Source organism: Caulobacter sp. BE264 (assembly GCF_031457805.1).
GTDB lineage: Bacteria > Pseudomonadota > Alphaproteobacteria > Caulobacterales > Caulobacteraceae > Caulobacter.
The window spans coordinates 393,919-419,952 of the sequence record NZ_JAVDXI010000001.1; the positions used below are offsets into that span (position 1 = coordinate 393,919).

The 26,034-nt window shown below is 67.0% G+C and carries 23 protein-coding genes, 2 tRNA genes and 2 pseudogenes; 19 read left to right on the forward strand and 8 right to left on the reverse strand.

The window, feature by feature from the left end:
• Positions 1-63: 63 nt before the first annotated feature.
• Both J2X45_RS01880 and J2X45_RS01885 read right to left on the reverse strand, forming a co-directional pair.
• Positions 64-846 carry an NAD kinase gene (locus J2X45_RS01880; protein ID WP_310210561.1) on the reverse strand — a complete coding sequence of 261 codons (783 nt, stop codon included), beginning with the start codon at positions 844-846 and terminating at the stop codon, positions 64-66.
• A gap of 31 nt (positions 847-877) precedes the next feature.
• On the reverse strand, positions 878-1,963 hold the full coding sequence (locus J2X45_RS01885; RefSeq protein ID WP_310210563.1) for a DUF2336 domain-containing protein: 1,086 nt from the start codon (positions 1,961-1,963) through the stop codon (positions 878-880).
• Positions 1,964-2,128: 165 nt separating this feature from the next.
• Between J2X45_RS01885 and glpK the strand changes: the two genes are divergently transcribed.
• From glpK to J2X45_RS01905, 4 genes are all read left to right on the forward strand, one after another.
• On the forward strand, positions 2,129-3,619 hold the full coding sequence (gene glpK / locus J2X45_RS01890) for a glycerol kinase GlpK (protein ID WP_310210566.1): 1,491 nt from the start codon (positions 2,129-2,131) through the stop codon (positions 3,617-3,619).
• Between the two features lie 69 nt (positions 3,620-3,688).
• A complete protein-coding gene (locus J2X45_RS01895; RefSeq protein WP_310210569.1) occupies positions 3,689-4,732 on the forward strand; it encodes an SMP-30/gluconolactonase/LRE family protein in 1,044 nt (347 codons plus the stop codon).
• Positions 4,639-5,835 carry a Gfo/Idh/MocA family oxidoreductase gene (locus tag J2X45_RS01900; protein ID WP_310212066.1) on the forward strand — a complete coding sequence of 399 codons (1,197 nt, stop codon included), beginning with the start codon at positions 4,639-4,641 and terminating at the stop codon, positions 5,833-5,835. Before J2X45_RS01895 ends, J2X45_RS01900 begins: the two co-directional genes overlap by 94 nt.
• Positions 5,832-6,671 carry an alpha/beta hydrolase gene (locus J2X45_RS01905; RefSeq protein WP_310210572.1) on the forward strand — a complete coding sequence of 280 codons (840 nt, stop codon included), beginning with the start codon at positions 5,832-5,834 and terminating at the stop codon, positions 6,669-6,671. The genes J2X45_RS01900 and J2X45_RS01905 overlap by 4 nt, the downstream gene beginning before the upstream one ends.
• On the opposite strand, the gene pip is transcribed toward J2X45_RS01905, so the two are convergent.
• Positions 6,664-7,653: a prolyl aminopeptidase gene (pip, locus tag J2X45_RS01910; protein ID WP_310210576.1), complete on the reverse strand. Its 990-nt coding sequence runs from the start codon at positions 7,651-7,653 to the stop codon at positions 6,664-6,666. The two genes, J2X45_RS01905 and pip, sit on opposite strands and share 8 nt — an antisense overlap.
• Positions 7,654-7,741: 88 nt before the next feature.
• Between pip and J2X45_RS01915 the strand changes: the two genes are divergently transcribed.
• Positions 7,742-8,002 carry a low temperature requirement protein A gene (locus tag J2X45_RS01915; RefSeq protein ID WP_310210580.1) on the forward strand — a complete coding sequence of 87 codons (261 nt, stop codon included), beginning with the start codon at positions 7,742-7,744 and terminating at the stop codon, positions 8,000-8,002.
• A 1-nt stretch (position 8,003) separates the two neighbouring features.
• On the opposite strand, the gene J2X45_RS01920 is transcribed toward J2X45_RS01915, so the two are convergent.
• Complete coding sequence (locus J2X45_RS01920) at positions 8,004-8,996, reverse strand: alpha/beta hydrolase (protein WP_310210583.1); 993 nt, start codon at positions 8,994-8,996, stop codon at positions 8,004-8,006.
• Positions 8,997-9,112: 116 nt separating this feature from the next.
• On the opposite strand from J2X45_RS01920, the gene J2X45_RS01925 reads away from it, so the two are divergent.
• Positions 9,113-10,330: a multidrug effflux MFS transporter gene (locus J2X45_RS01925; protein WP_310210585.1), complete on the forward strand. Its 1,218-nt coding sequence runs from the start codon at positions 9,113-9,115 to the stop codon at positions 10,328-10,330.
• Here J2X45_RS01925 and J2X45_RS01930 read toward each other — a convergent pair.
• Entirely contained in the window at positions 10,321-10,698 is a 378-nt protein-coding gene (locus tag J2X45_RS01930; RefSeq protein ID WP_310210589.1) for a DUF423 domain-containing protein, read from the reverse strand. The genes J2X45_RS01925 and J2X45_RS01930 overlap by 10 nt on opposite strands.
• 109 nt (positions 10,699-10,807) lie before the next feature.
• Between J2X45_RS01930 and J2X45_RS01935 the strand changes: the two genes are divergently transcribed.
• The 3 genes from J2X45_RS01935 to J2X45_RS01945 are packed head-to-tail and all read left to right on the forward strand — an operon-like array spanning position 10,808 to position 13,343.
• Entirely contained in the window at positions 10,808-11,914 is a 1,107-nt protein-coding gene (locus J2X45_RS01935; protein ID WP_310210592.1) for a hypothetical protein, read from the forward strand.
• Positions 11,911-12,921, forward strand: a complete 1,011-nt coding sequence (locus J2X45_RS01940) for a phosphotransferase family protein (RefSeq protein ID WP_310210595.1) — start codon at positions 11,911-11,913, stop codon at positions 12,919-12,921. The genes J2X45_RS01935 and J2X45_RS01940 overlap by 4 nt, the downstream gene beginning before the upstream one ends.
• On the forward strand, positions 12,918-13,343 hold the full coding sequence (locus tag J2X45_RS01945) for a hypothetical protein (protein WP_310210599.1): 426 nt from the start codon (positions 12,918-12,920) through the stop codon (positions 13,341-13,343). The genes J2X45_RS01940 and J2X45_RS01945 overlap by 4 nt, the downstream gene beginning before the upstream one ends.
• Positions 13,344-13,350: 7 nt before the next feature.
• Here J2X45_RS01945 and J2X45_RS01950 read toward each other — a convergent pair whose 3' ends face one another.
• The 3 genes from J2X45_RS01950 to rlmB all read right to left on the reverse strand — a co-directional run bounded on the left by J2X45_RS01950 (position 13,351) and on the right by rlmB (position 17,103).
• A complete protein-coding gene (locus J2X45_RS01950; protein WP_310210601.1) occupies positions 13,351-14,091 on the reverse strand; it encodes a TerC family protein in 741 nt (246 codons plus the stop codon).
• A 121-nt stretch (positions 14,092-14,212) separates the two neighbouring features.
• The gene (locus J2X45_RS01955; RefSeq protein ID WP_310210602.1) at positions 14,213-16,159 is read right to left on the reverse strand and encodes a stalk-specific protein X; all 1,947 of its coding nucleotides are present in this window, start codon (positions 16,157-16,159) and stop codon (positions 14,213-14,215) included.
• 107 nt (positions 16,160-16,266) lie between these two features.
• Complete coding sequence (gene rlmB / locus J2X45_RS01960; RefSeq protein WP_310210604.1) at positions 16,267-17,103, reverse strand: 23S rRNA (guanosine(2251)-2'-O)-methyltransferase RlmB; 837 nt, start codon at positions 17,101-17,103, stop codon at positions 16,267-16,269.
• Positions 17,104-17,276: 173 nt separating this feature from the next.
• Here rlmB and J2X45_RS01965 point away from each other — a divergent pair.
• From J2X45_RS01965 to J2X45_RS02010, 10 genes and pseudogenes are all read left to right on the forward strand, one after another.
• Positions 17,277-17,362: transfer RNA gene (locus J2X45_RS01965), tRNA-Tyr, on the forward strand.
• 107 nt (positions 17,363-17,469) lie between these two features.
• Positions 17,470-17,543 (forward strand) — tRNA-Gly (locus tag J2X45_RS01970).
• Positions 17,544-17,597: 54 nt separating this feature from the next.
• Positions 17,598-18,788 (forward strand): elongation factor Tu, encoded by a 1,191-nt coding sequence (gene tuf / locus J2X45_RS01975; RefSeq protein WP_310210607.1) that lies wholly within the window; start codon positions 17,598-17,600, stop codon positions 18,786-18,788.
• 101 nt (positions 18,789-18,889) lie between these two features.
• Positions 18,890-19,516 (forward strand): YdeI/OmpD-associated family protein, encoded by a 627-nt coding sequence (locus J2X45_RS01980; RefSeq protein WP_310210610.1) that lies wholly within the window; start codon positions 18,890-18,892, stop codon positions 19,514-19,516.
• Between the two features lie 158 nt (positions 19,517-19,674).
• Positions 19,675-19,918, forward strand: a pseudogene (locus J2X45_RS01985) (hypothetical protein); the annotation flags it as partial.
• Between the two features lie 375 nt (positions 19,919-20,293).
• Entirely contained in the window at positions 20,294-21,112 is an 819-nt protein-coding gene (gene fdhD / locus J2X45_RS01990; RefSeq protein WP_310210614.1) for a formate dehydrogenase accessory sulfurtransferase FdhD, read from the forward strand.
• On the forward strand, positions 21,112-23,400 hold the full coding sequence (locus J2X45_RS01995) for an FdhF/YdeP family oxidoreductase (protein ID WP_310210617.1): 2,289 nt from the start codon (positions 21,112-21,114) through the stop codon (positions 23,398-23,400). The genes fdhD and J2X45_RS01995 overlap by 1 nt, the downstream gene beginning before the upstream one ends.
• A 53-nt stretch (positions 23,401-23,453) precedes the next feature.
• Positions 23,454-24,602, forward strand: a complete 1,149-nt coding sequence (locus tag J2X45_RS02000; RefSeq protein WP_310210619.1) for a GNAT family N-acetyltransferase — start codon at positions 23,454-23,456, stop codon at positions 24,600-24,602.
• 112 nt (positions 24,603-24,714) lie between these two features.
• A complete protein-coding gene (locus tag J2X45_RS02005; protein ID WP_310210622.1) occupies positions 24,715-25,554 on the forward strand; it encodes a GIN domain-containing protein in 840 nt (279 codons plus the stop codon).
• A gap of 285 nt (positions 25,555-25,839) precedes the next feature.
• Positions 25,840-26,026, forward strand: a pseudogene (locus tag J2X45_RS02010) (hypothetical protein).
• Positions 26,027-26,034: the final 8 nt, after the last annotated feature.

Here is a 26,034-nt window from a genome sequence, read left to right on the forward strand (position 1 = left end):
ATAGCAGGCGTTAATATTAGATGAGACCGGGGTTTTTGTGCGACTCAACGTCTCAGGTCTTGCTCAAGCCGAAAACTGTTCGGCCAGAACGCGCTCCTCCAGGCTCCGTCCTGCGTCGAAGAGCATGGATAGTGACGTGCCGCGATCCTCGGAGATGTGCACCTCCATCACGTCGCGAACCTCGAAGTTGTCCGCCACCGCGCTGACGGGACGTTTGTCGGCTTCGAGAATCTCAAAGGTGACCCGGGCGGACTGCGGCAGCAGGGCGCCGCGCCATCTGCGGGGGCGGAAGGCGCTGATTGGGGTGAGAGCCAGTACGCGGCCGTCGATCGGGATGATCGGGCCGTGGGCTGAAAGATTGTAGGCGGTCGAACCCGCCGGAGTCGCCAGCAGCACGCCGTCGCAGACCAGCTCGCCCATCCGAACCTTGCCGTCGATCGAGATGCGCACCTTGGCGGTCTGGCGGGTCTGGCGCAGAAGCGAGACCTCGTTGATCGCCAGCGCCCGATGCTGGGTGCGCCGCGCATCGATGGCGACCATGGCCAGCGGATGAATCACAGCGCGCTCTGCAGCGTTGATTCGCTCCAGCAGCCCATCTTCGCTGTACTCGTTCATCAGAAAGCCCACCGAGCCGCGGTTCATGCCGTAGATCGGCGTCTGGCTGGCGATCGCCTCGTGCAGACTCTCGAGCATGAAACCATCGCCCCCAAGGGCGACGATCACCTGAGCGTTTTCAGCCCCGACATCGCCATAACGCGCTGCAAGCCGTTCCCGGGCCTCCTGGGCTTCAGGGCGGTCGCTGGACTTGAACGCCAGGCGAGTCACGAACGGTTGCGGCTGGTACATGCGGCCAAGAGGCGGGAAGGCCGTGGTCTTGTCAAACCTGTCCGACGGCCTGCCGGAACGCCATGCCGGCAATGTCTGGCGTAAAGGGGCCAAAGGCGCTGGCCGCGCGGCGCACGCCCTCGTCACCGCCGCCAGGACGGCCGCCGTTCAGTTGCCGCACATGCTCCAGGATCGTCGGGAAGACGCTGCGGTCGATCCCGACGGCGGAGCAGGCCAATGCCAGGAGTTCGGGGCGACTGGTGTCGATCGCCCGCCGGATCTGTCCCGGCTCGAACTTACCCAGCCGCGCCAGGGCCATGACAAAGAGCTGGAGGCGGCCTTCCCGCAGAACGCGGAGAAGGTAGCCGGGGCGAAGCTGGCCGGCCGAATCGAGTTTCTCGATCAACGACCGTTCCATCTCTTCACGATCCTCGTCGACCTCCGCCGGGGCGACGATTCGATCGCTCTCGCCCTTGTGCGCGGCCCGCAGAGCTTCGTTGACGGCGGCCTGCATGCGCGCCGCGTCGAGCTGGAAACGCGAGGTCAGCGCGTCGCGAAGCGCACGACCGACCAGCAGGTAGAGTTGCTCGGCCAGGTCGCTGGAGAGCTTGGGGTGGCGCGCCAGCGGAGACCGTAGGGCCACGACGTCACGTGAGCGGTTGACCAGGCGGCCCATGGCGTCGGGCGAGATCTCGGCGGTGTCGTTGGACGCCAGGGCGGTCATGACCGCCGGCTCGTCCCGACTGATGATCGCTTCCACGACCGGAGCCTTCAGGTTGGGGCGGCGGGCGATCTCGATCTGATGTTCCAGCGTGGCCTGAACCAGCAGGCGGATCAGGTCATGATCCTCCAGCACCGGACTACGGGCGATGATGGGCCGAGCGATCTCGATCTCGTCGAGGGCCATGATGTTGATCAGGGCCGAAGGGGCCCAGTCGGCGTCGGCGAGCCGCTCGGACAGGCGCTTGCGAATGTCGCGCTCGGCTTCGACCACCAGGGTCATGAAGATCGAGTTCAGCAGGGCCTGGATATCGGGATGGGTGGGCTCGCCACGGGCCTGGCCCGCCTCGCATAGATCGACGATGCCGCTCAGCAGTCGTTCCCGATCACCGGGGTCACGACTACGCGCCAGCGTCATCAGCGAAGCGATTTCGACGGTTTGAATGGCCCCGCCTCCACGAATCCGGAAGGTCCGACGAGGATGAACTTGCGGCTCGCAAATGAAAACATGCTTAAACAGGTCAAAGCCGCCGACGCGGTGTTACGCGTCGAGATGCCGCAAGTCTGAGTGGAGGAACCGCCGATGGCGCAAGACCTGATCCTGGCCCTGGACCAAGGGACCACCAGCACGCGCGCCATCCTGTTTGACCGCTCCGGCGCGGCTCTGGGCGAGGCGTCCAGACCTCTGCGGCAGAGCTACCCCGCCGACGGATGGGTCGAGCATGACGCCGAGGAGATTTACGCCGCCGCTGTCGCGGTGCTGCGTGAGGTGGCCGAGACGACGGGGCGTGCGGCGGATATCGCTGCGATCGGGATCACCAACCAGCGTGAAACCGTGGTGGTCTGGGATCGCGCCACCGGGCGTCCGATCCATCCGGCCATCGTCTGGCAGGATCGCCGCACCGCCGATGTCTGTGCGCGCCTCAAGGCCGAGGGCCATGAGCCGAAGGTCACCGAGGTTACCGGCCTGCTGCTGGACCCCTATTTCTCGGCGACCAAGATCGCCTGGATCCTCGACAAGGTTCCGGGCGCGCGGGCGCGGGCCGAGGCGGGGGAGCTGCTTTGCGGCACCATGGACTGCTGGGTGATCTGGCGGCTGACTGGCGGCGCGGTGCATGCGACCGACGCCACCAACGCTTCGCGCACCCTGCTGTTCGACATCGGCGCCCAGGCGTGGTCCGCCGAGATGATGGCGCTGTTTGATGTGCCGCCGACGATCCTGCCGCAGGTGCTGGACTGCGTAGACGACTATGGCGCCACGCAGGTCGACATCCTGGGGCGCGCGGTTCCGATCCGTGGCGTTGCGGGCGACCAGCAGGCGGCGCTGATGGGGCAGGGCTGTGTCGCGCCGGGCCAGATGAAGGCGACCTACGGCACCGGCTGCTTCATGCTGATCAACACGGGAACCGACCGCGCCGCCTCGCGGGCGCGCCTCTTGACCACGGTCGCCGCACGGGTCGGCGGCAAGACCACCTATGCGCTGGAAGGCTCGATCTTCGTGGCGGGCGCGGCGATCCAGTGGCTGGGCGAGGGGCTGGGCATCACCGGCGGCCCGCGCGCCGCCGAGGCCCTGGCCCGCGCGGCCAGGCCCGATCACGCGGTGGTGGTGGTTCCCGCCTTCACCGGTCTGGGCGCGCCGTGGTGGGACGCCGATGCGCGCGGCGGGATCTTCGGCCTGACCCGCGACGCCGGTCTGCCCGAGATAGCCGCCGCCACCTTCGACGCCTGCGCGCTGCAGACGCGGGACCTCATCGAGGCGATGCGCGCCGACGCCCCCGCTGCGTTTGGCGAGGCGGCGCAACTTCGGATCGACGGCGGGATGGCGAAGAGCCCTTGGTTCTCGCAGCGGCTGGCCGATCTGACAGGACTATCGGTACGTCGCGCCAGTTATCAGGAGACCACGGCCCTGGGGGCGGCCCTTTTTGCCGCCGTCGGGGCCGGTCTCTACGCCTCGATTGAGGAAGCCGCCGAGGCCAGTCCAGCGGCCGAGACGTTGGCGCCGGCGATGGGCGAGCACGCCCGCGAAGCCGCCTACGCCCGCTGGCTGGACGCAGTGCCCCGCGTTCGACTTTAGTCGATCACCGGTTGCGGTGACATCGCTGTCATGGTCTCTAGCCCGCAATAAATATTAGCGGAGGCCGCCATGACCACTCGACGCGCCATGCTGGGCGCAGGTGTCGCCCTGATCACCGGGGCGCAAGGGTTCGCGGCCCAAGCGGCAAGCGCGGGCTATCCCAGGATCGGCCGCATCCGCCGCTTGTCGTCCGACCTGGATGCGGTTGTCGACGCGAACGCACCGATCGAGCAGCTGGCTGACGGGATCACCTGGGCCGAGGGACCGGCCTGGGTCGCTGACGGAAACTACCTGCTGTTCTCCGACGTGCCCGGCAACGTCATGCATCGGTGGGACGCCAAGGGTGGCAAGACCGACTTCCTGCGGCCCTCCGGCTATGATGGTCCGCCGACCAAGATCTTCCGCGAGGCCGGCACCAACGGCGCGATCATCAGCACGGCGGGGGCGCTGCTAGTCTGTGACTGCGGCAACCGCGCCGTCGCGCGGATCGATCTTGAGACCCGCAAGAAGACGCTGCTGGCCACCACCTTCAACGGCAAGAAGTTCAACAGTCCGAACGACCTGGTCGAGGTTCGTCACGGACCGCTGAAGGGTTCGCTCTATTTCACCGATCCGCCCTATGGCCTGGAAGGGATGGACGCCTCGCCGGCCAAGGAGCAGGCCTTCAATGGCGTCTACCTGCTGCGGCCGAACGGTGAGGTGGCTCTGGTTGACGGCTCCCTCAGCTTCCCTAACGGGGTGGGCCTGTCGCCCGACGGCCGGCGTCTTTACGTCGCCATTTCCGATCCCAAGCGTCCCGTGATCATGGCCTATGACCTGGGCGCCGATGGACTGCCGACGGCCTCACGGGTGTTCTTCGACGCCTCGGATCTGCTCAAGGCGGGCGGCCCTGGCCTGCCGGATGGGATGAAGATCGACACGGAGGGGCGGCTCTTCGCCAGCGGTCCAGGCGGCATCATGATCCTGACTCCGGACGCCAAACTGCTGGGCGTGATCGAGACCGGCTTCCCCGCCGCCAACTGCGTGTTCGGCGAAGACGGCCGGACCTTGTTCATCACGTCCAACAATGTCGTGGCGCGGGTGCGCACCAAGACGAAGGGTCTGGGACTTTAGTCATGGACACGATCAGCAAACGAACCCTCCTGAGCGCAGGCCTCGCGACTGGCGTGGCTGGCCTGCCCCTGAGCGCCTTCGCCGCCGAACCCGGACGCAAGCTGGGCTACGCGATCCTCGGCCTTGGCTACTACGCCACACGGATCATCATGCCGCGCTTCGCTGAGTGCGAGCACTCGCGTCTGGTCGCCCTGGTCAGCGGCACGCCCGACAAGCTGAAGACCTATGGCGAGCAGTACGGGATCCCCGAGACCCACCGCTACAGCTATGAGACCTTCGACCGGATCATCGACAATCCCGACGTCGACATCGTCTATGTGATCACGCCTAACAGTCTGCACCGCCCCTTCACCGAGCGGGCGGCCAGGGCCGGCAAGCACGTGATGTGCGAGAAGCCGATGGCCAATACGGTCGCCGACTGTGAGGCGATGATCGCCGCCTGCCGGAAGGCCGGCCGCAAGCTGATGATCGGCTATCGCAGCCGCTTCCAGGCCCACAACATCGAGGCGATAAAGCTGGTGCGGGACGGCGCTCTGGGACCGGTGCGTACGGTGGTCACCGACCACGGCTTCACGATCGGCGATCCCAAACAGTGGCGCCTGAACAAGGCCCTGGCCGGCGGCGGCAGCCTGATGGACATCGGCATCTACAGCCTGAACGCCGCCCGCTATCTCACCGGCGAAGAGCCCGTGGCGGTCAACGCCGTGGAATCCACGGACCGGTCCGACCCGCGTTTTGGTGAGGTCGAGGACATCATCAACTTCCAGCTCCTGTTCCCGTCGGGCGCCACGGCCAACTGCGTGTCGGCCTACAGCGTCAACTGCAACCGCTATCGGGTGAGCGGACCCAAGGGCTGGGTCGAGATCGATCCGGCGACCAGCTATCAGGGCCAGGCCATGCGGGCCCAGCTGGGCGGTCCGCCCGCGCCGCGTGAGCCCGCCCCGCAACCCAAAAATCAATTCTCGGCCCAGCTCGATCACCTGTCCGAGTGCATCCTGACCGGCCGCGAGCCGATCGTTGGCGGCGATGAGGGCCTGAAGGACCTTCGCGTGATCGAGGCGATCTATCGCGCCGCGCGCGAGGGGCGGACGGTCAAGCTGTGAGGGGGCTGCTTCTGATCGCCGCCCTGTTGGCCCCGACGGCGGCGCTGGCGCAGCAGCAGATCCCGCTGTGGCCCAACGGCGCGCCGGGGTTCGAGAGCCGAAAGGCGATCCCGGAACAGGCGGCCGACTACTGGGTCAAGAGCGTCAACAACCCCTCCATCACCGCCTATCTGCCGCCCAAGGAGACCGCCACCGGCGCCGCTCTGGTCGTGCTTCCGGGCGGCGGGCATCGGATCCTGGTCATAAACTCCGAAGGCGCAGACGTGGCCAAGGTGATGAACCCCAAGGGCGTGGCGGTCTTTGTGGTGAAGTATCGTCTCTTTCGCGAGGAGGGCTCGCCCTACACGATCGATCACGCCCGCCAGGACGCCGTCCGCGCGGTGCGCTATGTCCGCGCGCACGCCGGCGAGTTCGGCGTCGATCCCCAGCGGATCGGCCTGATGGGCTTCTCCGCCGGCGGCGAGGCGGTCAACCTCGCCGTCTATCAGGGGGCTGCGCAGGACCCCAAGGTCGACGCCGTCGATGCGACCAGCGCTCGCCCGGACTTCCAGGTGCTGGTCTATCCTGGACCCTTGGGCGTGCCCGACTCCGTTCCGTCCGATACGCCCCCAGCCTTCATCGTGGCCGCGAACGATGACGAATGCTGCTCGGCGCCGCCGGTGGCGCTGCTGAACAAGTTCCGGGCCGCCAAGGTCCCGGTGGAGTTCCACCTGTTCCAGTCGGGCGGTCATGCGTTCAACATGGGCCTGCGCAGCCAGAAGGCCGCGCTCAAGGCATGGCCGGATCGGCTTTTCGACTGGCTCGCGGATAACGGCTGGCTAAGACCGGCTAGCTGACCAGGGCCGCTTCGGTGGCGCGGACCAGGCCGTCGATCACGCCCGGCTCGGTCGAGGCGTGGCCAGCGTCCCAGACGATGTCGAACCGCGCCTCGGGCCAGGCCTTGTGTAGCCGCCAGGCGCTGTCCAGGGGCGTCACCACATCGAACCGACCCTGGACGATCCAGCCGGGGATGTCGCGAATCCGGTCGATGTTCTTGAGGATCCAGTCGTCTTCGTCGAAGAAGCCCTTGTGGGTGAAGAAGTGGCTCTCGATCCGCGCGAAGGCGATCGCGAAGTCCTCTTCGTTGAATTTGGCGGGGCGAGCTTCTGGGCCCCTGAGCGAGATGGTGTCGCCCTCCCACTGGCTCCAGGCGGCGGCGGCTTCCAGTTGCACGCGGCGGTCCGGCGCGACCAAGCGCCGATGATAGGCGGCCATCAGGTCGCCGCGCTCGTCCTCAGGGATAGGGGCCAGGAACCGCTCCCAGGCGTCGGGGAACAGCATCGAAGCGCCGTCCTGGTAGAACCAGCGCAACTCCTTCTGCGTCAGCAGGAAGATGCCGCGCAGGACGAGTCCCTCGACGCGGTCCGGATGCTTGATGGCGTAGGCGAGCGCCAGGGTCGAGCCCCAGGACCCGCCGAACACCGTCCACTTCTCGACACCCAGGTGCTTCCGCAGGCGCTCGATATCCTCGATCAGGCTCCAGGTGGTGTTGTCGTCCAGGCTGGCGTTAGGGCGGGAACGACCGCAGCCGCGCTGGTCGAACAGGGCCATGCGCCATTTGGCCGGATCGAAGAAGCGTCGCATGGTCGGATTGACCGCGCCGCCTGGACCCCCGTGCAGGATCACGCAGGGTTTGCCGCGCGGATTGCCGCATTCCTCGTAGTAGATCTCATGAGGACCGCCCGTCGGCATCCAGCCGAACGAAAACGGCTCGACCTCGCGAAAGAGGCCGCGGCGACCGACGGAACTCATGGCGGTTGCGGAAGCGTAACGATCCATGGCCGGAGTCTAGCGCGTTCGGCGCGGGGTTGTGAACGACGGATCGCGCCGGGTTCATGCCTTTCGTCGGCTTCTGTATGCTAAGCGCATGACTCAGATCGCGCCCGAAGATTATTCCGACGACGAGTTGCTGGCGATGCTGAAGCCGGTCCAACTGGCGGAACTGAACCGCCAGATCGGCGAGATGTTTGGAGCCGAGGGCGTAGACCGGGTCGAAGCCCTTTTCGCCATGGCCAACGTCTACTCCATGCGCGCGGCAGAACGCGACGAGACCTCGGCCTTGGCCATGCTGCAGCTGGCCGCCGCCATGCGCCGCCGCGCCCAGGCGATGGTCGACGCCCGTCGCTGAGCTACAACGGGAAGCGGCGGTCCAGCCAGCCGAGGATCGCGGCGTTCACCTCTGCCGGCTTCTCCTGCTGCGTCCAGTGACCGCTGCCTTCGATCAGCACCTTCTCAAGGTCGCTGATCTGGTCGCCCATGCGATCGGCCATGGCCGGCGGCAGGACGACGTCCAGCTCGGCCATGATCATCAGGCAGGGTATGCCGTCGACCCGGCGCGGCAGATGCTCTGAGCGCTCCCAGTTGCGCGTAAAGTTGCGGTACCAGTTGATGCCGCCGGTGAAGCCGGTGCGCTGGAACGCCTCGACGAAGAAAGCCAGCTCGTCAGGCGTCAGGAACTGGTTGTCGTCCGAAGACGGCTCATAGTGGGCGAGGGCGGTCTGCAGGGCCAGGCTGCGGCGCTCGGCCGGCTGGGCCAGGAAGTCTTCCTGCGTGCCCTTCGGCTTGCGCATGAAATAGCGAATGGTCTTCTCCACATCCGCGCCCAGCTGTGCGTCTGCGACGCCGGGCTTCTGGAAGTGGACGATGTACATGTCGTCGCCATAGGCGTTGCGGTACATCTGGATGGGGTCCAGCGGCAGGCGCGGGAAAAACGGCGTGTTGAGCCCGATGATCCCGGCCACCCGCTCGGGATGCATCAGCGGCAGCTGCCACACGACGATGCCGCCCCAGTCGTGACCGACGAAGATCGCTTTCTCTACGCCTAGGTGGTCGAGCAGGCCGACCAGGTCACCTGTCAAATGCTCCATGTCATAGGCCTCGACCGCCTCGGGACCTGGGGTCAGCCCATAGCCGCGCTGGTCGGGCGCGATGACCCAGCGACCGGCGGCGGCCAGGGCCGCGATCTGATGGCGCCACGAGAACGCCAGCTCCGGGAAGCCGTGGCAGAAGACGATCGGCACGCCCTGGCGCGGCCCGGCCTCGTAATAGGCCATGCGGATGCCGTTCACCTCGGCGAACTGCGGCGCGGGAAGACGAGGGGCCTGCGGCAGGGTGTCTGTCATGAGCGCTCAATCTCCCGCGATTGTTATGTGATTGGCGATAAGCTGCTGCGCGCGCGCCGGCCCGGCAAGCGCCATTTCAGGTTTCCGTCGCGGGAAACGCGCGTAAAAGGGCGCGCATGACGAACGCCAGCCCGCCGCCCGCCCACGTTCCGTGGCGACTTGTCCTGCTTCTCGGCGCGCTGACGGCCTTCGCGCCGATGTCGATCGACATGTATCTGTCGAGCCTGCCGTCGATCGGCCGGACCCTGAACGCGGCTCCGGACGAGACCCAGGCGACCCTGGCGGCTTTCTTCGCCGGCATGGCGATCGGCCAGGTGTTCTACGGACCGGCCTCGGACCGCTTTGGACGTCGGCCGCCGCTGTTGATCGGGATTGCACTGTTCGTCGCCGCCTCGATCATCTGCGCGCTCGCGCCCAATATCGAGACCCTGATCGCCGCACGGTTCGCTCAGGCGCTGGGAGGCTGCGCCGGTCCGGTGATTGCGCGGGCGGTGGTGCGTGACCGCTTCAGCCACACCGACACCGCCCGCGTATTGTCGCTGATGACCCTGATCATGGGACTGGCGCCGGTGCTGGCCCCGCAACTCGGGGGCGTCGTTCAGTTCGTGGCGGGCTGGCGCGGGGTGTTCTGGAGCTTGGCCCTGTTCGGCGTGATGATCGCCGCCTGGGTGGTGCTGAGCTTGACGGAGTCCCGCTCTGCGGCGACCGAGGCGCAGGCGCGGAGCGAAAACCCGCTGAGGGCCTATGTCGCGCTGTTCGGGATGCGTCGGCTGATGGGCTATGCGCTGGTGGGAGCGCTGAACGGCGCGGTGCTATTCACCTACATCTCGGGCGCGCCGGACCTGGTGATGGGGACCTATGGCCACACACCTCTGGTGTTCAATCTGGTGTTCGCCTTCAACGCTGTCGGCATCATCGGCGCCAGCCAGGTCAATCGCTGGCTGCTGCGGCGATCAACGCCCGATCAGGTTCTGGCGCGCGCCAGCATCGCCTCGATTGTCGCGGCGCTGCTGCTGACCCTGGCGGCCTGGACGGGCTGGGGCGGGCAATGGACGGTGCTGCCGCTGCTGTTCGCCGCCCTGTCGATCTATGGCCTGATGGGCGGCAACACCATGGCTGGCGCGCTGAGCGTCGATCCCCAGCGCGCCGGCTCGATCTCGGCGCTGATGGGCTCGGCGTCGTTCGGCGCGGGCGCGCTAGCCTCATGGGCGGGCGCAGCGCTGCATGACGGGACGCCTCGCCCGGTGGCCGGCGTGATGTTCGCCTGTTTGGTCGGCTCCGCTCTGGCGATCTTCCTGCTGGCCCTGCCGGGCGCGAAGAAGGTTCAGGCCTGAGGCAGGTTGAAGCCGCGCCAGGCCATCAGCGCCCAGCCAGCCATGAACGACAGCCCGCCCAGGGGCGTGATCGCGCCCAGGATGCGCGGCGCGCCCAGCGCCATGGCGTAAAGCGATCCCGAGAACAGCAGGATCCCAACGAAGAACAGCGCCGTCACGAGGCCCATGCTCTTGGCGCCAACCTTGTGCAGCGTGAACGCGGCGAAGACGGCCAGGGCATGGATCATCTGGTACTGGGCGCCGGTCTTCAGCCATTCGACGGCTTTCCAGCCTTCGATCCCATGCGCGGCGAAGGCGCCGAACGCCACGGCCAGAAGGCCGTTGGCGGCCGCCAGGCCTGTCCAGGTCCGGGGTGTCCACCCTTCCATCGCCTTTACGCTCCGTCACCGTTGCAATCGTTCGTCGCGACCTTAACGTCGTTCACCTGCTCGTAAAGCCGGCCCGTCAGAGCGTCGGCGCGAACAGGGGAGGGACGGCATGGCGCTCACCTGGGGCGACGATTATCCGATCCATCAGACGCCCGAGCCGGTGGCCTACGCCGGCACGGATCGGAACTTCTATGATCGCTATTTTTTCAACGGCTACGCGCCCGAGGGCGACGGGGGCGACCTGTTCTTCGCCGCCGCGTTCGGCGTCTATCCCCACCTGAACATCGCCGACGCCTCGTTCTGCGTGATGAAGGACGGCAGGCAGGTCAATCTTCACGCCAGCCGCTGGCTTGGCATGGAGCGCATGGACCTGCGCGTCGGCCCGATCGCGATCGAGGTTCTGCAGCCCCTGCAACGGCTGAAGCTGGTCGTGCAAGCGCCCGAGCAGGGCGTGGCCGCCGAGATCGTCTTCGAGGGACGCGCCTTCCCGATCGAGGAGCCGCGCTTCATCCGCCGAAATGGGCCCCGCGCCTTCATGGACTATACGCGTCTCACGCAGAACGGTCGCTACAGCGGCTGGGTCGAGGTGGATGGCCTCCGCACCGTCGTCGACGGCTTTGTCGGCACCCGTGACCGCTCGTGGGGCGTGCGGCCGGTCGGCGCGCGCGACCCGCAAGAGCCGGTCCCGCCGACGCCGCCGCAGTTCTTCTGGCTGTGGAGTCCGTGCAATTTCGCCGACGGCAGCTTCTTCTTCCACACCAATGACGACGAGCTGGGCCGGCCCTGGAACCGGCGCGCGGTGTGGCTGGAGGACGGCGGCCGCGAGGAGACGTTCGGCGGCTTTGCGGAGTCCTCCTGCGCCATCCGCTGGAAGAGCGCGACGCGGCACGCCGCCTCGGCGAGTCTGGACCTGGGCGAGGGTGGTTCGGTCTCTATCGAACCACAGACCGAGTTCTTCATGCTGGGCCTTGGCTACACTCACCCGACCTGGGGTCATGGCCATAACCAGGGCGAATTGAAGGTCGAGCGGGAAGACTTCGTTCTGGCGGACATCGACCGTCGCCTGCCGCACCACCTGCATGTGCAGGCGCTGAGCCGCGTGACCTATGTCGATGGGCAAGGGCGGTCGCGGGTTGGCCGGGGCGTCTTCGAGCAGTTGGCGATCGGACCGCACGCGCCGTCCGGCTTCGCCTCGATCCTGGATCTGGCCCCATGAGCCTGACCGAGCGCCTCGAGGCCTATCTGTCACGGATCTGGTCGACCTCCGTGACAGTGTCGGACCTCTCACGCATTCCCGGCGGCGCCAGTCGCGAGACCTATCGCTTCTCAGCCTTGGCGGAGGGCCGGACGCGGCCGCTGATCCTGCGCCGGGACCCGCCGGGCAGCCTGATCGAAACGGATCGGAACCTGGAGTACCTGGCGTTCGAGTCCTTCTACGACCGTCTGCCCATCCCGCGTCCTGTCGCGATGGAGCCCGAGGGCGCGGAGCTGGAGCGGCCGTTCTTCATCATGGAGCGCGTCGAGGGTGGCGCGGCCGCTTCTCCCTTCACGGTCGTTCCCTATGGCGAGCACGCTCGGACGATCGGCGAGCAGTTCTTCCGGATCCTCGGAACCATCGCCGCAGCCGATCCGACGACCTTGCCGCTGGCCAAGGCGGCCGAGCGCCCCGCGCCCGAGGACTGTTGGTGGATTGCACTCGACCACTGGACCAAGGTAATTGAGGACGACCAGCAACATCCCCAGCCGATCGTCTGGGCGGCGATCCGCGCCCTGCGGCGTCGTCCGCCGCCGCCGGCCCAGGCCGTTCGCGTGGTCCATGGCGACTATCGCACCGGCAACTTTCTGCACGACGGCGCGGGCAGGGTTCTCGCGATCCTGGATTGGGAAATGGTTCACCTCGGCGATCCGCTGGAGGACCTGGGCTGGGCCATGGATCCTCTGTGGGGGCACTTCGAGGCCGACAAGGTGGGCGGCATGCTGCCGGGCGACGAGGCCCTGGCCCTCTGGAAGGAAGCCAGCGGCCTTGAAGTCGACGAGACGGCGCTGGCCTGGTGGTCGCTGTTCAACGCCGTGAAGGGCCAGGCGATCTGGACCTCGGCGGCCAAGGAGTACCGCGACGGCGGGTTTAAGGATCCGGTCCTGGCGATCTCTGGCTGGTACACCGCCCGCCGCCACGATCAGATCCTGGCCGAGATGCTGCTGCGCCTGGAGGGGCTGTCATGACGCCGAGCGTGCCCGATATCCTGGTCGGCAACTTCTTGTGCATGGCCGAGCCTGGACCGCCCGAACAGCAGGGCGAGTTCATGGCCGGCAAGGTCGCGGTGGTGGCGCTGTTGTCGCTGCTGGCCGCGCAGGAGGCCGAACGCGGCGCCGCAGCGCGAGTCACCGAGAACGCCGCCATCCGCGAGATCCTGCTCGAGGCCGCTGCGGACTATGGCTTGCATGGCGGTTGGCCGGCCGACCCCGTCGAGCTGACGATCAGCGGGCTGGACCGCGTGAACGCTACGCTACGCCAGGCGCTGATCAGCCTGCATGAAGCCGTAGAGGCGCGCGGCGACACCGGTCGCCACGCCAGTATCCTGCGCCTCTATGCACGCATGGCCGAGCTTCGACGACTCGACCTGCCGCCGCTGCCGGGGCGCTAAAGCCCCGTCAGCGGTGCTTGTTATGCTGGGTGACTTCGTCCGGCTTGATGTCGATCGGGTCCGGGACGGCCGCGTTGTAGGCCGGCGTCTGGTTCAGATCCATCACGACGCTGCGATGGCCCGTCCAGATCATGTGCACGGCCACATAGAGCACGATGGCCAGGCCGACAAAGCCGATCCAGCGGTGCTTGTGCAGCAGGTTGGCGATGGCGGTGGCGGCCACGCCCATCAGGATGATCGACAGCAGCAGGCCGAAGATCAGGATGCTGGGATGCTCGCGCGCGGCGCCGGCGACGGCCAGGACGTTGTCCAGCGACATCGAGACGTCGGCGATCAGCACCTGCAGGAACGCGGCCTTGAAGGTCTTGGCCGGACGGGCGCGCGGCTCGGTGCTGGGATCATCGTCGATCATGGCCATGGCGTCGGCCTCGTCGTGCGTCGTCTGCTCGCGCAGCTCCCGCCACATCTTCCAGCAGACCCACAGCAGCAGGAAGCCGCCGGCCAGCAACAGGCCCACCACGCCCAGCAGCCAGGTGGTGATCAGGGCGAAGGTGATGCGCAGGACGACGGCCGCGCCCAGTCCGTAGAGGATAACCTTCTTGCGGTCCTTGGCCGGCAGGCCGCCGGCGGCCAGGCCCACGGCCACGGCGTTGTCGCCCGCCAGGACGAGGTCGATCATCAGAACTTGCAGCAGGGCGGTGAGCGGGCCTTGGAAGGCGCCGAACTGGGCGATCAGAGCGTCGAACATGGCCTCTCAATGCTTTGGCGCGGGTGACGATGCAAGGCGCAAACGCCTTTTCGCGCAGGATGCGAAAAGAAAGAGCCCCGGATCTGTGGATCCGGGGCTCTTGGTTCTGGGCGCGCTCGAACTAGTGGTGTGCGTGCTCGGGTTCCTTGTGGTGGGCGTCATGGTGACCGTGGCCATGATCGTCATGATGCCCGTGGTCATCATGACCGTGAGCGCCATGGCCATGCGCGTCATGGCCATGATCATCCTGCCCGTGATCGTCATGGCCGTGGCCGTGAGCATCGCCATGGCCGTGACCATGATCGTCGCCATGGCTGGTCGGGGTCACATGCGCCGTGTGCTCGGCATGGGCGTGATGAGCGCCATGGTCGTGGCCGTGGGCATGGTCGTCGTGGCCATGCGCGTGGTCATCGTGACCATGCCCGTGATCGCCGTGGCCGTGGTCGTCGTGACCATGGCCGTGATCATCGTGGCCGTGCGCCGCGTCGTGACCGTGGTGATCGTTGTGGCTGGCCGACGCCGCCGCCACCATGGGGTTCACGTACGAGACGTGCTCCGCAGGCGCGTGGGGCTCAGGGTGAGCGTGGGCATGGAGATCAGCGCCGTGCCCGTGATCACCATGCCCGTGGGCGTCGTGACCATGGTCGTCATGACCGTGGCCGTGATCGTCATGGCCGTGATGGTCGTCGTGGCCATGCCCGTGGTCGTCATGACGCGCCACGGCCGAACCCGCGACGGCGCCGACCGCCGCGCCGCCTGCAGCGGCGAGGAAGGGGTTGACGTGCGAGACGTGCGTGCTGGCCGGCGGCGTATCGAATTCCATCTCGTTACGGCCGTAGTCCGTCAGCGTGCGGTACTTGCGCTGGCTCTCCGCCTTGCGTCGCGAGGCCGAGACGCTGCGCGACACGCCGACCAGAATGATCAGCGCCAGAAGCACCAGAGCCGCGCCCAGCAGGGTCTTGATCGGCGTCGGACCAAGGCCCGGCAGCGAGATCGAGCCGTTCAGAGCCCCCAGATCCAGCTTGTCCATGCCCTTCTTGGCGGTTTCCGGCAGCGCCGCGACGCGCTTGCTGATCTCGCCAAGCGAGAAGCCCTGCGGTTCCTTGGCGCCGGTCATCTCGACGCCAAACTCCGACTTCAGTTCGCCCTTGGCCTCCTGACCCGGTTTGACCTGCCAGGCGAAAGTCGTGGCTTCGCCCGGCTTGACGACGGCGGTTTGACGGCCGTTCGGCGTGATCTCATAGCCTTCGCCCTGCAGTTCGGCGTAGGCGCTGGTCTTCTTGGCCGCCTTGGTCAGACCAAGCTTGGCGGCTTCTTTCTGGATCATTTCGCCCAGAGTCGCGGGCAGCGAGAGCGTGACCTGGCCCGGTTGACCCTTACCGAGGCTTTCCGCCGTGGCCAGCACCGCGCCATTGGTGGCGGCCGGGGCCACGGCGGCTTGCAGTTGTTCGAGCTTGGTCACGGGCTTGGTCGGAGCGGGCGCGGCGACCGGCGCGGCGGCGGCGACCACGGGCGGCTTGGCCAGCGGCGCCGTCGGTTGGGCGGGCTGAGCCGCCTTGATCGGCGCCGGAGCCGGCGCGACCGTCTTCGGCGTCACGGGCTTCACGACGGCCACCGTCGCGGGCTTGGCGACCGGCTTGGCCGGAGCGGCCGCGCCATGCGTCTGCATCGTCGCGTGGACCCGACGGGGCGTCGCCGAGGCGGCGTGGCTTGAGACCTTTGGGTTCGGGATCGGACGCATGGCCGTGACCAGCGTTCCGTCCGGCCGACGCCAGGTCTTCAGATGAGAATTGTGAGCCGGCGCCGGGGGGCGCGTCGAATCCGCTTGAGCCTGGGCCTGGGCTTGCGTCGAGGCGGCTGCGGTCGGACCGCCCAGCAGCCCATCCTGGGCCTGGCCAGCGTGGGGCGGCGGCGGCGCGCCCATCAGCTCCGGCGGCGCGGCGGCGCTCTGTTGACCGCTGGGCGGCGGCGCGGAGGCGACCGGGTCGCCAGCGCTACAGCCCGCGAGCGCCAGAACGCCGGCCGCGGCGGTCGCCAAGGCGGCCAAGCGTGTATTACGTCCAAACATCGGGTCCCCCGATCCCATGTCAGATTCCTCCGCAGAGCAGCGCTCGCGGACCACTGTTCACGAGAGAAGCACGAGCTTGCGACGAAATCAAAACGGTTAAGAGAGATTCACGAAACGATTTCGTCCACCGCGCGAACTTTCGAGGCCTCGTAGAGTGCGATCGCGGCGGCGGCGGAAACATTCAGGCTCTCAAAACCGCCGGGCATCGGGATTTTGCCCAAGGCGTCGCAGTGCTCGGCGACGAGGCGGCGAACCCCTTCGCCTTCCGAACCCAAAACGAGCACTGTCGGCTGGGCGTCGAGCACAGCCTCCAGGCTCTCCTCGGCCTCGCCGGCCAGGGCCACGGCGCGCCAGCCGAGATCGGCCAGCTCCTCAAGGGCGCGGGATAGATTGACCACGCGCGCGTAGGAGACCTTGTCCACGGCGCCGACAGCGGTCTTGGCCAGCACGCCGGAAAGCGCTGGCGCGTGGCGATCCTGCAGGATGACGCCCTTGGCCCCGAACGCGGCCGCCGAGCGGAAGATCGCGCCGATGTTCTGCGGATCGGTGATCTGGTCGAGCATGACCAGGAACCCCTTCGCCGGCGCGCCGAGCTCGGCGATCGTCAGCGCCTCGGGCTCGTCGATCTTCAGCGCCAGGCCCTGATGCACGGCGCCGGGCGGCAACTGCCTGGCGATGTCCTGGCTCTCCATGACCTGCAGGCACGCCAGCTTCTGAAGATGCGGCGCGAGTCGCTTGGCCCGGTCAGGCGTCGCCAGAAGGCGCTTTGGAGCAGGGCGTCGGGGGTTGGAAAGCGCGGCTTCGACGGCGTGAGTCCCCCAAATCCAGTCCTTGGCGTCGCCTTGGCCTCTGGAAAAGTCGTTCTGTTTCCGTGGCTTGGAACGAAAATCGCGTCCTTTGGCAGAAGGGGCTTTCCGGTCGTTGCGTTCGGAATGAGAGGACACTATAAGACGCGCTCCGATTTGGGGCCCCGAGGGCTTCTCGGCCAGCCGGCGCTGCTCTTAGCATCGTCCGGCGACGGTCCAAGAAGCTTTTGTTTCGCATCGGCGTTTGACGGCTTGCCGTCGCTCGTCGAAGCGGATAAAGGCCGCCGGCTTCGGAACTCCATCGCGTGCTTGGGGGAATGTCCCGAGTGGCAAAGGGGGGGGACTGTAAATCCCCTGGCGTAAGCCTTCGTAGGTTCGAGTCCTACTTCCCCCACCATGCGCGCGATGAGTTCCGGAAGGCAGCGCCCTTGAAAGACAGGGGGCGTCCCAGAGCCGAAAGACCGGGAGCCAATCGCGACCCCGCTAGCCCCTGAGGGTGATTGGGCGGGTATAGCACAATGGTAGTGCAGCAGCCTTCCAAGCTGAGGATGCGGGTTCGATTCCCGCTACCCGCTCCAGCTCCCTAACGAGTTATTCCCAACAACCCAGCCGCCGGCGCGAAGGTAGAGACGATGGCCAAGGAAAAGTTCGAACGCACTAAGCCGCACTGCAACATCGGCACCATTGGTCACGTTGACCATGGCAAGACGACGCTGACGGCCGCGATCACGATCACGCTGGCGAAGTCGGGCGGCGCGACCGCCAAGAACTACGCCGACATCGACGCTGCGCCGGAAGAAAAGGCCCGCGGCATCACGATCAACACCGCGCACGTGGAATATGAGACGGCCAACCGTCACTACGCCCACGTCGACTGCCCCGGCCACGCCGACTACGTGAAGAACATGATCACGGGCGCGGCGCAGATGGACGGCGCGATCCTGGTGGTGTCGGCCGCTGACGGTCCGATGCCGCAGACCCGCGAGCACATCCTGCTGGCCCGTCAGGTCGGCGTTCCGGCGCTGGTCGTGTTCATGAACAAGGTCGACATGGTCGACGACGAAGAGCTGCTCGAGCTCGTCGAAATGGAAGTTCGTGAGCTGCTGTCGTCGTACCAGTTCCCGGGCGATGACATTCCGATCACCAAGGGTTCGGCCCTGGCCGCGGTCGAAGGCCGTGACCCGAAGATCGGTGAAGAAGCGATCCTGGCGCTGATGGCTTCGGTCGACGCCTACATCCCGCAGCCGGAACGTCCGGTCGACATGCCGTTCCTGATGCCGGTCGAAGACGTGTTCTCGATCTCGGGCCGCGGCACCGTGGTGACCGGTCGCGTCGAGCGCGGCATCGTGAAGGTGGGTGAAGAAGTCGAAATCGTCGGCATCCGTCCGATCCAGAAGACGACCTGCACGGGCGTTGAAATGTTCCGCAAGCTGCTGGACCAAGGTCAAGCGGGCGACAACGTGGGCGTGCTGCTGCGCGGCACCAAGCGTGAAGACGTCGAGCGCGGCCAAGTGCTGTGCAAGCCGGGTTCGATCACGCCGCACACCAAGTTCGTGGCCGAAGCCTACATCCTGACCAAGGAAGAAGGCGGCCGTCACACCCCGTTCTTCACCAACTACCGTCCGCAGTTCTACTTCCGCACGACGGACGTGACGGGCATCATCAAGCTGCGCGAAGGCGTGGAAATGATCATGCCGGGCGACAACGCCGAGCTGGACGTCGAGCTGATCACCCCGATCGCCATGGAAGAGAAGCTGCGCTTCGCCATCCGTGAAGGCGGCCGCACCGTCGGCGCCGGCGTCGTCGCCAAGATCGTCGAGTAATCGACCGATCCTCAGCACACGCTGAACTGATCTAAGCGAAGGCCCCGGAGAGCGATCTCCGGGGCCTTTTGCTTGGGGCGAAAAGCGGGGAAGGTGGCTGGATGGCGATGATCACCGACCCTGACGACTACTTCCTCCAAGGCTGCGGTCGCTGCGCGCGGTTCGCGACCGCCGATTGCTCGACCCGCCCCTGGATCGATGGCCTCAACGCCCTGCGCCGGCTTTGCCGGGATATGGGCCTGGCGGAGACGGCCAAGTGGGCCCATCCCTGCTACATGCACGCGGGTCGCAACATCGCGCTGCTGGGCGCGTTCCGGAGCGACTTCCTGATCAGCTTCCTGAATGCGGGTCTCCTGGTCGACAGCGCGGGCGTCTTGATGGCCCCGGGTCCTAACAGCCAGACCCCAAGCGTCATCCGCTTCACGACGGTCGCGCAGGTCGAGGCTCTTGAACCCACGATCCGCGCGTATCTGCGTCAGCTGATGGATCACGCCGAAGCGGGGACGAAGCCGCCCATGGTGGCGCGCGAGATCGGCATGCCTGACGAGCTTGTCGAAGCGCTGGACGCTGACCCTGTCCTGGCCGAGGCGTTTCACGCGCTGACGCCCGGACGGCAGAGGAGCTATCTGTTCGCTTTGAACCAGGCCAAGCACGCTGCGACACGGATTGCCCGGATCGAGAAGTTTCGCGATCGGATCATCGCCGGCAAGGGCGCCCAGGAACGCTGAGGCTGGTCACAGCGAGTTTCGCGCCCAAGCAGAGGGAACACCAAACGCCACCCTCTCCCAGCGGGAGAGGGCCGGGGAGAGGGAGTGGGGCCTTGGCCGGAGCGCCGGCAGGGCGGCGGCTTTGAAACCCCTCTCCCGACCGCTTCGCGGCCACCCTCTCCCTCTGGGAGAGGGAGCTCGGCGCCCTGAGCGCTCGGAATTGGCGGGGCTGATCCCAACGAAATCAACGCCTTGTCACTTTTACGCGCCAACTTATCCCCGGCGTCAAAACCCGCTCCATACTCAATGCATCCCCGTCGCGGGGGAGGGCGTATGGATCCGGCCCAATACGGCGGCGGGGCTAGGTTGAGCGGGGCCGCGTGGTCTCGAAGCGGTTTCGACCGGGGTCTGTTCGTTGGATAGATCCGGGATCCCGGAAGGAACCGTAGAGAGGCGAGCGCGGAGCGACAGGGCGGTGATCGTACAAGCCGCCTATCGTGGATCGTCGGGCTGGACACGGATGTAGCCGCTCCAGTTGATCCGCGCCCGTCCGGGGGCTCCTGGGGTCCCGAGCTGAAAGACGCTCACGCCCCCCATCCTCACGGGCAAGAACAACCTGGCGGAGCGGAAGCGCGAGCCGAAACGCAAAACACATTCACGGTCTCCGGGTTCGCCCGGCCGCTCCGTCGCCTCCCCAGCACCTTCAGCGGTCATGCCGCGTGAAGCGGCGGACGCGCGCCTGCTCGGCTGTCGCCACGGCCGCTGTACCGCCCGACGCCGTCGGAGTAGGCTCCCGTCATGTCGCGTTCCGCCGTCGATCCCCGTTCCGCCCTGCAGTGGCGCGCCGATCAGGCCGCCCGGCCCATCGAGCGGATCACCCCTCAAGAGATCGCCGTCGGCCTGTCGTTCGATGGCCGGCCGCACACGGTGCTGATGGCCACGCCGGAGGATCTTGAGGACCTGGCGCGCGGCTTTGTCGTCACCGAAGCGGTGGCCGCCGCCCAGGACATCGCCGCGATCGACATTCGCACCGAGGAGCAGGGCGTCCTGGTCGATGTTCGCTTCCGCCCCGGGGCGGGCCCTCGGAAGGCTCGGCCGCGCAATCTGGAGGGCCGCTCCAGCTGCGGCCTGTGCGGGGTCGAGCGCCTGGCCGACGCCGTGCGGCCTCTGCCGGTGCTGGCGGCTTCGGAAACGGTCCTGGCGCACGCGGTCATCCCCCGCGCTCTGGAGAGGCTGGAAGCAGAGCAGGCTCTCGGCCGCCTGACCCGCGCCACCCATGCGGCGGCTTTCTTTTCCCCGGACGGCGATCTGGTGCTGTTGCGCGAGGACGTCGGCCGCCACAACGCGCTGGACAAGCTGGCCGGCGGACTGCTGCGCGAGGAGCGTGAGCCGGCGGCGGGCTTCGTCGTGGTGACCAGCCGCTGCTCGTTCGAGATGGTCGAGAAGACCGTGCGCCTGGGCTGTCCGATCCTGGTGGCGGTATCGGCGCCGACCGCCCTGGCGATCGATCGCGCCCAAGCGGCGAACCTGACCCTGGTGGCCCTGGCGCGCGCCGATGGTCACGCGGTGTTTGCGGGCGCCGAGCGCCTGACCGATCGGATGATGGAGCCGGCCTGATGGCGGACGAGAAGATTCCCGGCGTCCGCCCCTATGACGCCCCCGCCGGCGGCTGGGGCGCCCTGAAGGCGGTGGCCGGCGCGCTGTCGGATCAGGAGACGATGATCGAAGGCGGCAAGACCCTGCTGCGGGCCAACCAGCCCGAGGGTTTCGACTGTCCGGGCTGCGCCTGGCCCGACCCCAAGCACACCTCGTCGTTCGAGTTCTGCGAGAACGGCGCCAAGGCTGTGGCCTGGGAGGCGACGACCAAGCGCGCCACGCCCGAGGTGTTCGCCCGCCACACCGTCAGCGAGCTGCTGACCTGGAGCGACCACCAAATCGAGGATCTGGGCCGGCTGACCGAGCCGATGGCCTATGACCCGGCCGACGACCGCTACAAGGCGATCTCTTGGGACGAGGCTTTCTCGCAAGCCGGCGCGGCGCTGAAGGCCCTGCGTGACCCGAACCAGGCCGAGTTCTACGCCTCGGGTCGCGCGTCGAACGAGGCGGCGTTCCTGTACCAGCTTCTGGGCCGACGGTTCGGCACCAACAACTTCCCCGACTGCTCGAACATGTGCCACGAGCCCACCAGCGTGGGCCTGCCGGACTCGATCGGTCTGGGCAAGGGCTCGGTGACGCTGGAGGATTTCGACCACGCCGACCTGATCCTGTGCTTCGGCCACAATCCGGGGACCAATCATCCGCGAATGATGGCGACCCTGCGCGAGGCCAGCCGGCGCGGCGCGACGATCCTGGCCTTCAACCCCCTCAAGGAGCGGTCGCTGGAGCGGTTCGCCTCGCCGCAGGATCCCGTCGAGATGGCGACACTGGGCTCGACGCCGATCGCCTCGGCCTACTATCAGGTGACCATCGGCGGCGACGCCATGCTGGTCCAAGGCATGATGAAGGCCCTGCTGGCCATGGAGGCTCTGGAAGGCGGCGTCCTCGACCACGCCTTCATCGCCGAGCACACGACCGGCTTTGCGGCGCTGGCGGCGCAGCTTGAGGCCCTGGACTGGTCGGTGATTGAGGCGGGCAGCGGCCTGTCGCGCGCCCGGATCGAGGAGGCCGCCGCCGTCTACGCCAAGGCCAAGGCCGCGATCCTTTGCTACGGCATGGGCCTGACCCAGCATCGCGACAGCTCCGGGACCGTGCAGCAGCTGGTCAACCTGCTGCTGCTGAAGGGCAATATCGGACGCCCGGGTGCGGGGATCTGTCCGTTACGCGGCCATTCGAACGTTCAGGGCGCGCGCACGGTCGGGGTCTGGGAGAAGCCGCCGGCCGCGCTCTTGGACTCGATCCGCGACGTCTTCGGCTTCGAACCGCCGCGTGAGCATGGGCACACCGTGGTCGAGGCCATCGCCGCCATGGAGCAGGGCAGGGCCAAGGTGTTCGTGGGCTTGGGCGGCAATTTCGCCGTGGCCGCGCCCGATCCGACCCGCACCTTCGCGGCCATGCGCAAGCTCGACATGGCCGTGCATGTCGCGACCAAGCCGAACCGCTCGCACCTGCTGGTCGGCAAGGCGGCCCTGCTGCTGCCGTGCCTGGGCCGCACCGAGATGGACGTACGCGGCGGGGTCCGTCAGGCGGTGACGGTCGAGGACTCCATGTCCATGGTCCATGCCTCGCGTGGTCTCAATGCGCCGGCGTCCGAGCACCTGCTGTCAGAGCCGGCGATCGTTACGGGGCTGGCTCAAGCCGTCTTTGGCCAGGACCCCTTGATCGACTGGGCCGGGCTGGCGAACGACTATGACGCTGTTCGTGAGCTGATCGCTCGCGTCTTCCCGTCGGCCTTTACGGACTACAATGACAAGGTTCGTGTTCCGGGCGGCTTCCGGCTGCCGGTCGGGCCGTCCGACCGCATATGGCGGACCGCCAGTGGCAAGGCCAACTTCCTGGTCTTCGATCCCAAGGGCGGGGATCCGCGACGGGGCGATCCCGATGTGCTGCTGCTGACCACCCTGCGCAGCCATGACCAGTACAACACTACCGTCTATGGCCAGGACGACCGCTATCGCGGCGTGTTTGGCCGTCGCGACGTGGTTTTCGCCAACCCCGACGACATGGCGCGCTTTGGCCTGAAGGCCGGGATGCAGGTCGATCTCGTGGCAGCCTTCGACGAGGGCGTGTCCCGCGTCGCGCGCGCCTTCACCTTGGTGGCGCGCGACATCCCGCCCGGCTGCCTGGCGGCCTACTATCCCGAGACCAATGTGGTCATCGCGCTGGACGACCATGACCGGCGCTCGGGCACGCCGGCCTACAAGTCGGCCCCGGTCAGGCTGCGCAAGCATGAGGCAGGTCTCAACTAAAGCGATTGTTAGGATGCTCTGGGCCTAAATGTCCGCTCTCCAGGGAGGGCCCCGTGCAGGCCGACGACATCAGGGTCGAAATTGTCGACGCCGCGCGCCTAGGCCCTGCGGAGCGGGCGGCGTGGCGTGACCTGCGGGCTACAGATCCTGTTCTGGCCAGCCCGTATTTCGACTTCCGTTTCATCGAGATCGCCGCCCAGATCGCGCCGGGCGCCAAGCTGGCTGTCGTCCGCCAGGGCGATGCGGTCCAGGGATTCCTGCCCTTCCAGCAGCGCGGCGCGCTTCTCCAGCCCTTGGCCGCGCCGCTTAGCGATTTCCACGGCCTGATCGCCGCGCCAGGTCTTTCCGTGGCTCGCCTGCTAGCGCAGCTGCCGGGGGTGCGCCGAGCACGGTTCGGCGGGCTGGTCGCCGCGATTAGCGACGACCTTCCGGGTCTTGCGCCCCGCCGGGCCATGGCGGCGGATCTGTCTCACGGCTTCGAGACCTATCTCGCCGGCCGCGATGGCCGCTTTCTGAAGGACAAGCGCCGACGCCGGCGTTCGCTTGAACGGGATCACGGGCCGCTAAGCTTCTCGTTTCGACCGGCCACCCGCGACGACGTCGCACTGATCGTCGCTCGTAAGCGTGCGCAGATCCAGAGGACCCATCAGTACGACGTGTTCGCCTGCGGCTGGACGGTCTCGTTGCTGGAGCAACTCGCGGACGCCAGCGCCGATGACTTTGGTCTTCGGACCGCCACACTGCAGGCGGGGGGGCAGGTGATCGCGGCCGAGCTGGGTCTGCTTTCCGGGGGGCGCTATCATCTGTGGTTCCCGATCTACGATCCGACCTTCGCTCGCTACTCGCCGGGCGCGCTGATGACGCTGGACACGTTGGAGGCGCTGGCGGCCGCGGGGGTCACCCGCGTCGATTTCGGGGTGGACGCCGACAACTACAAGCGCGATTTCGCCGACCCCTTCGAGGCGGTGTTCGAAGGCTTGATTGAGCGACGGCGTGGTCCTCGTGGACATCCCATGCGGATGATGGGCGCGGCGCGGCTGGCTCGGCGGTTCGACCGGATCGTCGCCTGCGAGCCGGGTCTCGTGGGGCAGCTTCGTGGAGGAGGGGGCTTTCTCACAGCGATCGCCCGCCGCCATCCCCGGCTGGGCGCGGCGCTCGGTCTTGGGTTCGGCCTGGTCGGCCTGGCCATGATGGTCGACTAGCCGACGCTGAACATGACTTCGGGGTCATGACCTCGAATTAAGTCGAAACCTTGTCAGCCCGTCGCTAGCTTCCCCTCATCGAATTTCAACACGCATCCTTGGGGAGACACCGATGCGGGCTCTGACCACCCTGGCCCTGATGGCCATCGCTACGACCGCCGCTGGCGCCGCTACGGCTGCTCCGTCCCTGAAGATCAAGGACGCTGTCGCGCGGGTCGTGATCATTCCGGAGAACCGCCCCGACGTGAAGGTCGAGTTCCTGACCACGAACGGCGCGCTCCCACTCACAGTCCGCCAGGACGGCGATCAGGTGATCGTTGACGGCGACCTGAAGATGAACCGCATCAATAGCTGCAACAGCCGCGACGGTAAGGTCTGGGTGAAGGTCCGCGGGGTGGGGGAGGTGTCTTATGACAATTTCCCGCAAATCGCGGTCCGTATGCCTATGAACGTCAAGGTTCAGGCTGGCGGTGCTGTCTTTGGCGATATCGGCCGCTCGGACAGTGTTGAACTGGGCAACGCCGGCTGCGGCGATTGGACGATCGCCAACACCAAGGGCAAGCTGGAGGTCGCGCAGGCCGGCTCTGGCGGCGCCAAGGCCGGCACGGCCGCCGAGGCCGAGTTCAGCATCGCGGGTTCGGGTGATGTCTCCGCTCAAGCGATCGCCGGCGATCTGGAGACCAACATCGCTGGATCAGGCGATATCTGGGTGGCGAGCATCAATGGCAAGCTCGAAGCCAACATCGCGGGCTCGGGGAATATCACTGTCGCCGGCGGTCGCAGTCGCGCGGTTGATGTGAGCGTCATGGGATCCGGCGACGTGACCTTCAACGGCGAGGCGGGCGACGTCGACGTCAGCGTGATGGGCTCTGGTGATGTGAAGATCGCCAAGGCGACCGGTCCGGTGAAGAAGCACGTCGGTGGCTCCGGTGACGTGATCATCGGGCAATAGTTCGCCCTATATATAGAGAGGCGACAGAGCGATCGCCCTGGGACGCTATGCGTCTTGGGGCGATGGCGTATCCGGCCAAGGCTCAGCGACGCTGAATCAGGGGGCATCGCCCAAACGCGGAGCATGAGGCCGCGCCACGTGGCCGTTTGGGGGTTGCCTGAAACACGGGCGGCGCCTATCCAGAACCCGCCCGACGACTCGCGTCCCCAAAGTCGCGACGAACCGGACAGAGCGCTTGACGAAACCGATTCTGGAACGTACAAGCGCGCCTCTGTTGGACCGGCTGTGAGCTTTCGAGCTCAAACGCGGTTCGCGAGACGCCCGGACATAGCGCCCTCGTGGTGTGTTATCTGGTCATCACCCCCGACAGGCAACTGTTGGGGACATTTGTTTTGCGGACGCTGCGTACGGAGCCCACCTGGGTTCCGGGTTGGTCTTTGAAATGGTTCGAGACGCGGGCGCAGCCCACTAGGAAACCGA

Bases quoted from the DNA above. Each gene is read 5' to 3' on its own strand.
- J2X45_RS01880 (WP_310210561.1), bottom strand. From the start codon at position 846: ATGTACCAGCCGCAACCGTTCGTGACTCGCCTGGCGTTCAAGTCCAGC.
- J2X45_RS01885 (WP_310210563.1), bottom strand. From the start codon at position 1,963: ATGACGCTGGCGCGTAGTCGTGACCCCGGTGATCGGGAACGACTGCTG.
- glpK (WP_310210566.1), top strand. From the start codon at position 2,129: ATGGCGCAAGACCTGATCCTGGCCCTGGACCAAGGGACCACCAGCACG.
- J2X45_RS01895 (WP_310210569.1), top strand. From the start codon at position 3,689: ATGACCACTCGACGCGCCATGCTGGGCGCAGGTGTCGCCCTGATCACC.
- pip (WP_310210576.1), bottom strand. From the start codon at position 7,653: ATGGATCGTTACGCTTCCGCAACCGCCATGAGTTCCGTCGGTCGCCGC.
- J2X45_RS01915 (WP_310210580.1), top strand. From the start codon at position 7,742: ATGACTCAGATCGCGCCCGAAGATTATTCCGACGACGAGTTGCTGGCG.
- J2X45_RS01920 (WP_310210583.1), bottom strand. From the start codon at position 8,996: ATGACAGACACCCTGCCGCAGGCCCCTCGTCTTCCCGCGCCGCAGTTC.
- J2X45_RS01925 (WP_310210585.1), top strand. From the start codon at position 9,113: ATGACGAACGCCAGCCCGCCGCCCGCCCACGTTCCGTGGCGACTTGTC.
- J2X45_RS01930 (WP_310210589.1), bottom strand. From the start codon at position 10,698: ATGGAAGGGTGGACACCCCGGACCTGGACAGGCCTGGCGGCCGCCAAC.
- J2X45_RS01935 (WP_310210592.1), top strand. From the start codon at position 10,808: ATGGCGCTCACCTGGGGCGACGATTATCCGATCCATCAGACGCCCGAG.
- J2X45_RS01940 (WP_310210595.1), top strand. From the start codon at position 11,911: ATGAGCCTGACCGAGCGCCTCGAGGCCTATCTGTCACGGATCTGGTCG.
- J2X45_RS01945 (WP_310210599.1), top strand. From the start codon at position 12,918: ATGACGCCGAGCGTGCCCGATATCCTGGTCGGCAACTTCTTGTGCATG.
- J2X45_RS01950 (WP_310210601.1), bottom strand. From the start codon at position 14,091: ATGTTCGACGCTCTGATCGCCCAGTTCGGCGCCTTCCAAGGCCCGCTC.
- J2X45_RS01955 (WP_310210602.1), bottom strand. From the start codon at position 16,159: ATGTTTGGACGTAATACACGCTTGGCCGCCTTGGCGACCGCCGCGGCC.
- tuf (WP_310210607.1), top strand. From the start codon at position 17,598: ATGGCCAAGGAAAAGTTCGAACGCACTAAGCCGCACTGCAACATCGGC.
- J2X45_RS01980 (WP_310210610.1), top strand. From the start codon at position 18,890: ATGGCGATGATCACCGACCCTGACGACTACTTCCTCCAAGGCTGCGGT.
- fdhD (WP_310210614.1), top strand. From the start codon at position 20,294: ATGTCGCGTTCCGCCGTCGATCCCCGTTCCGCCCTGCAGTGGCGCGCC.
- J2X45_RS01995 (WP_310210617.1), top strand. From the start codon at position 21,112: ATGGCGGACGAGAAGATTCCCGGCGTCCGCCCCTATGACGCCCCCGCC.
- J2X45_RS02005 (WP_310210622.1), top strand. From the start codon at position 24,715: ATGCGGGCTCTGACCACCCTGGCCCTGATGGCCATCGCTACGACCGCC.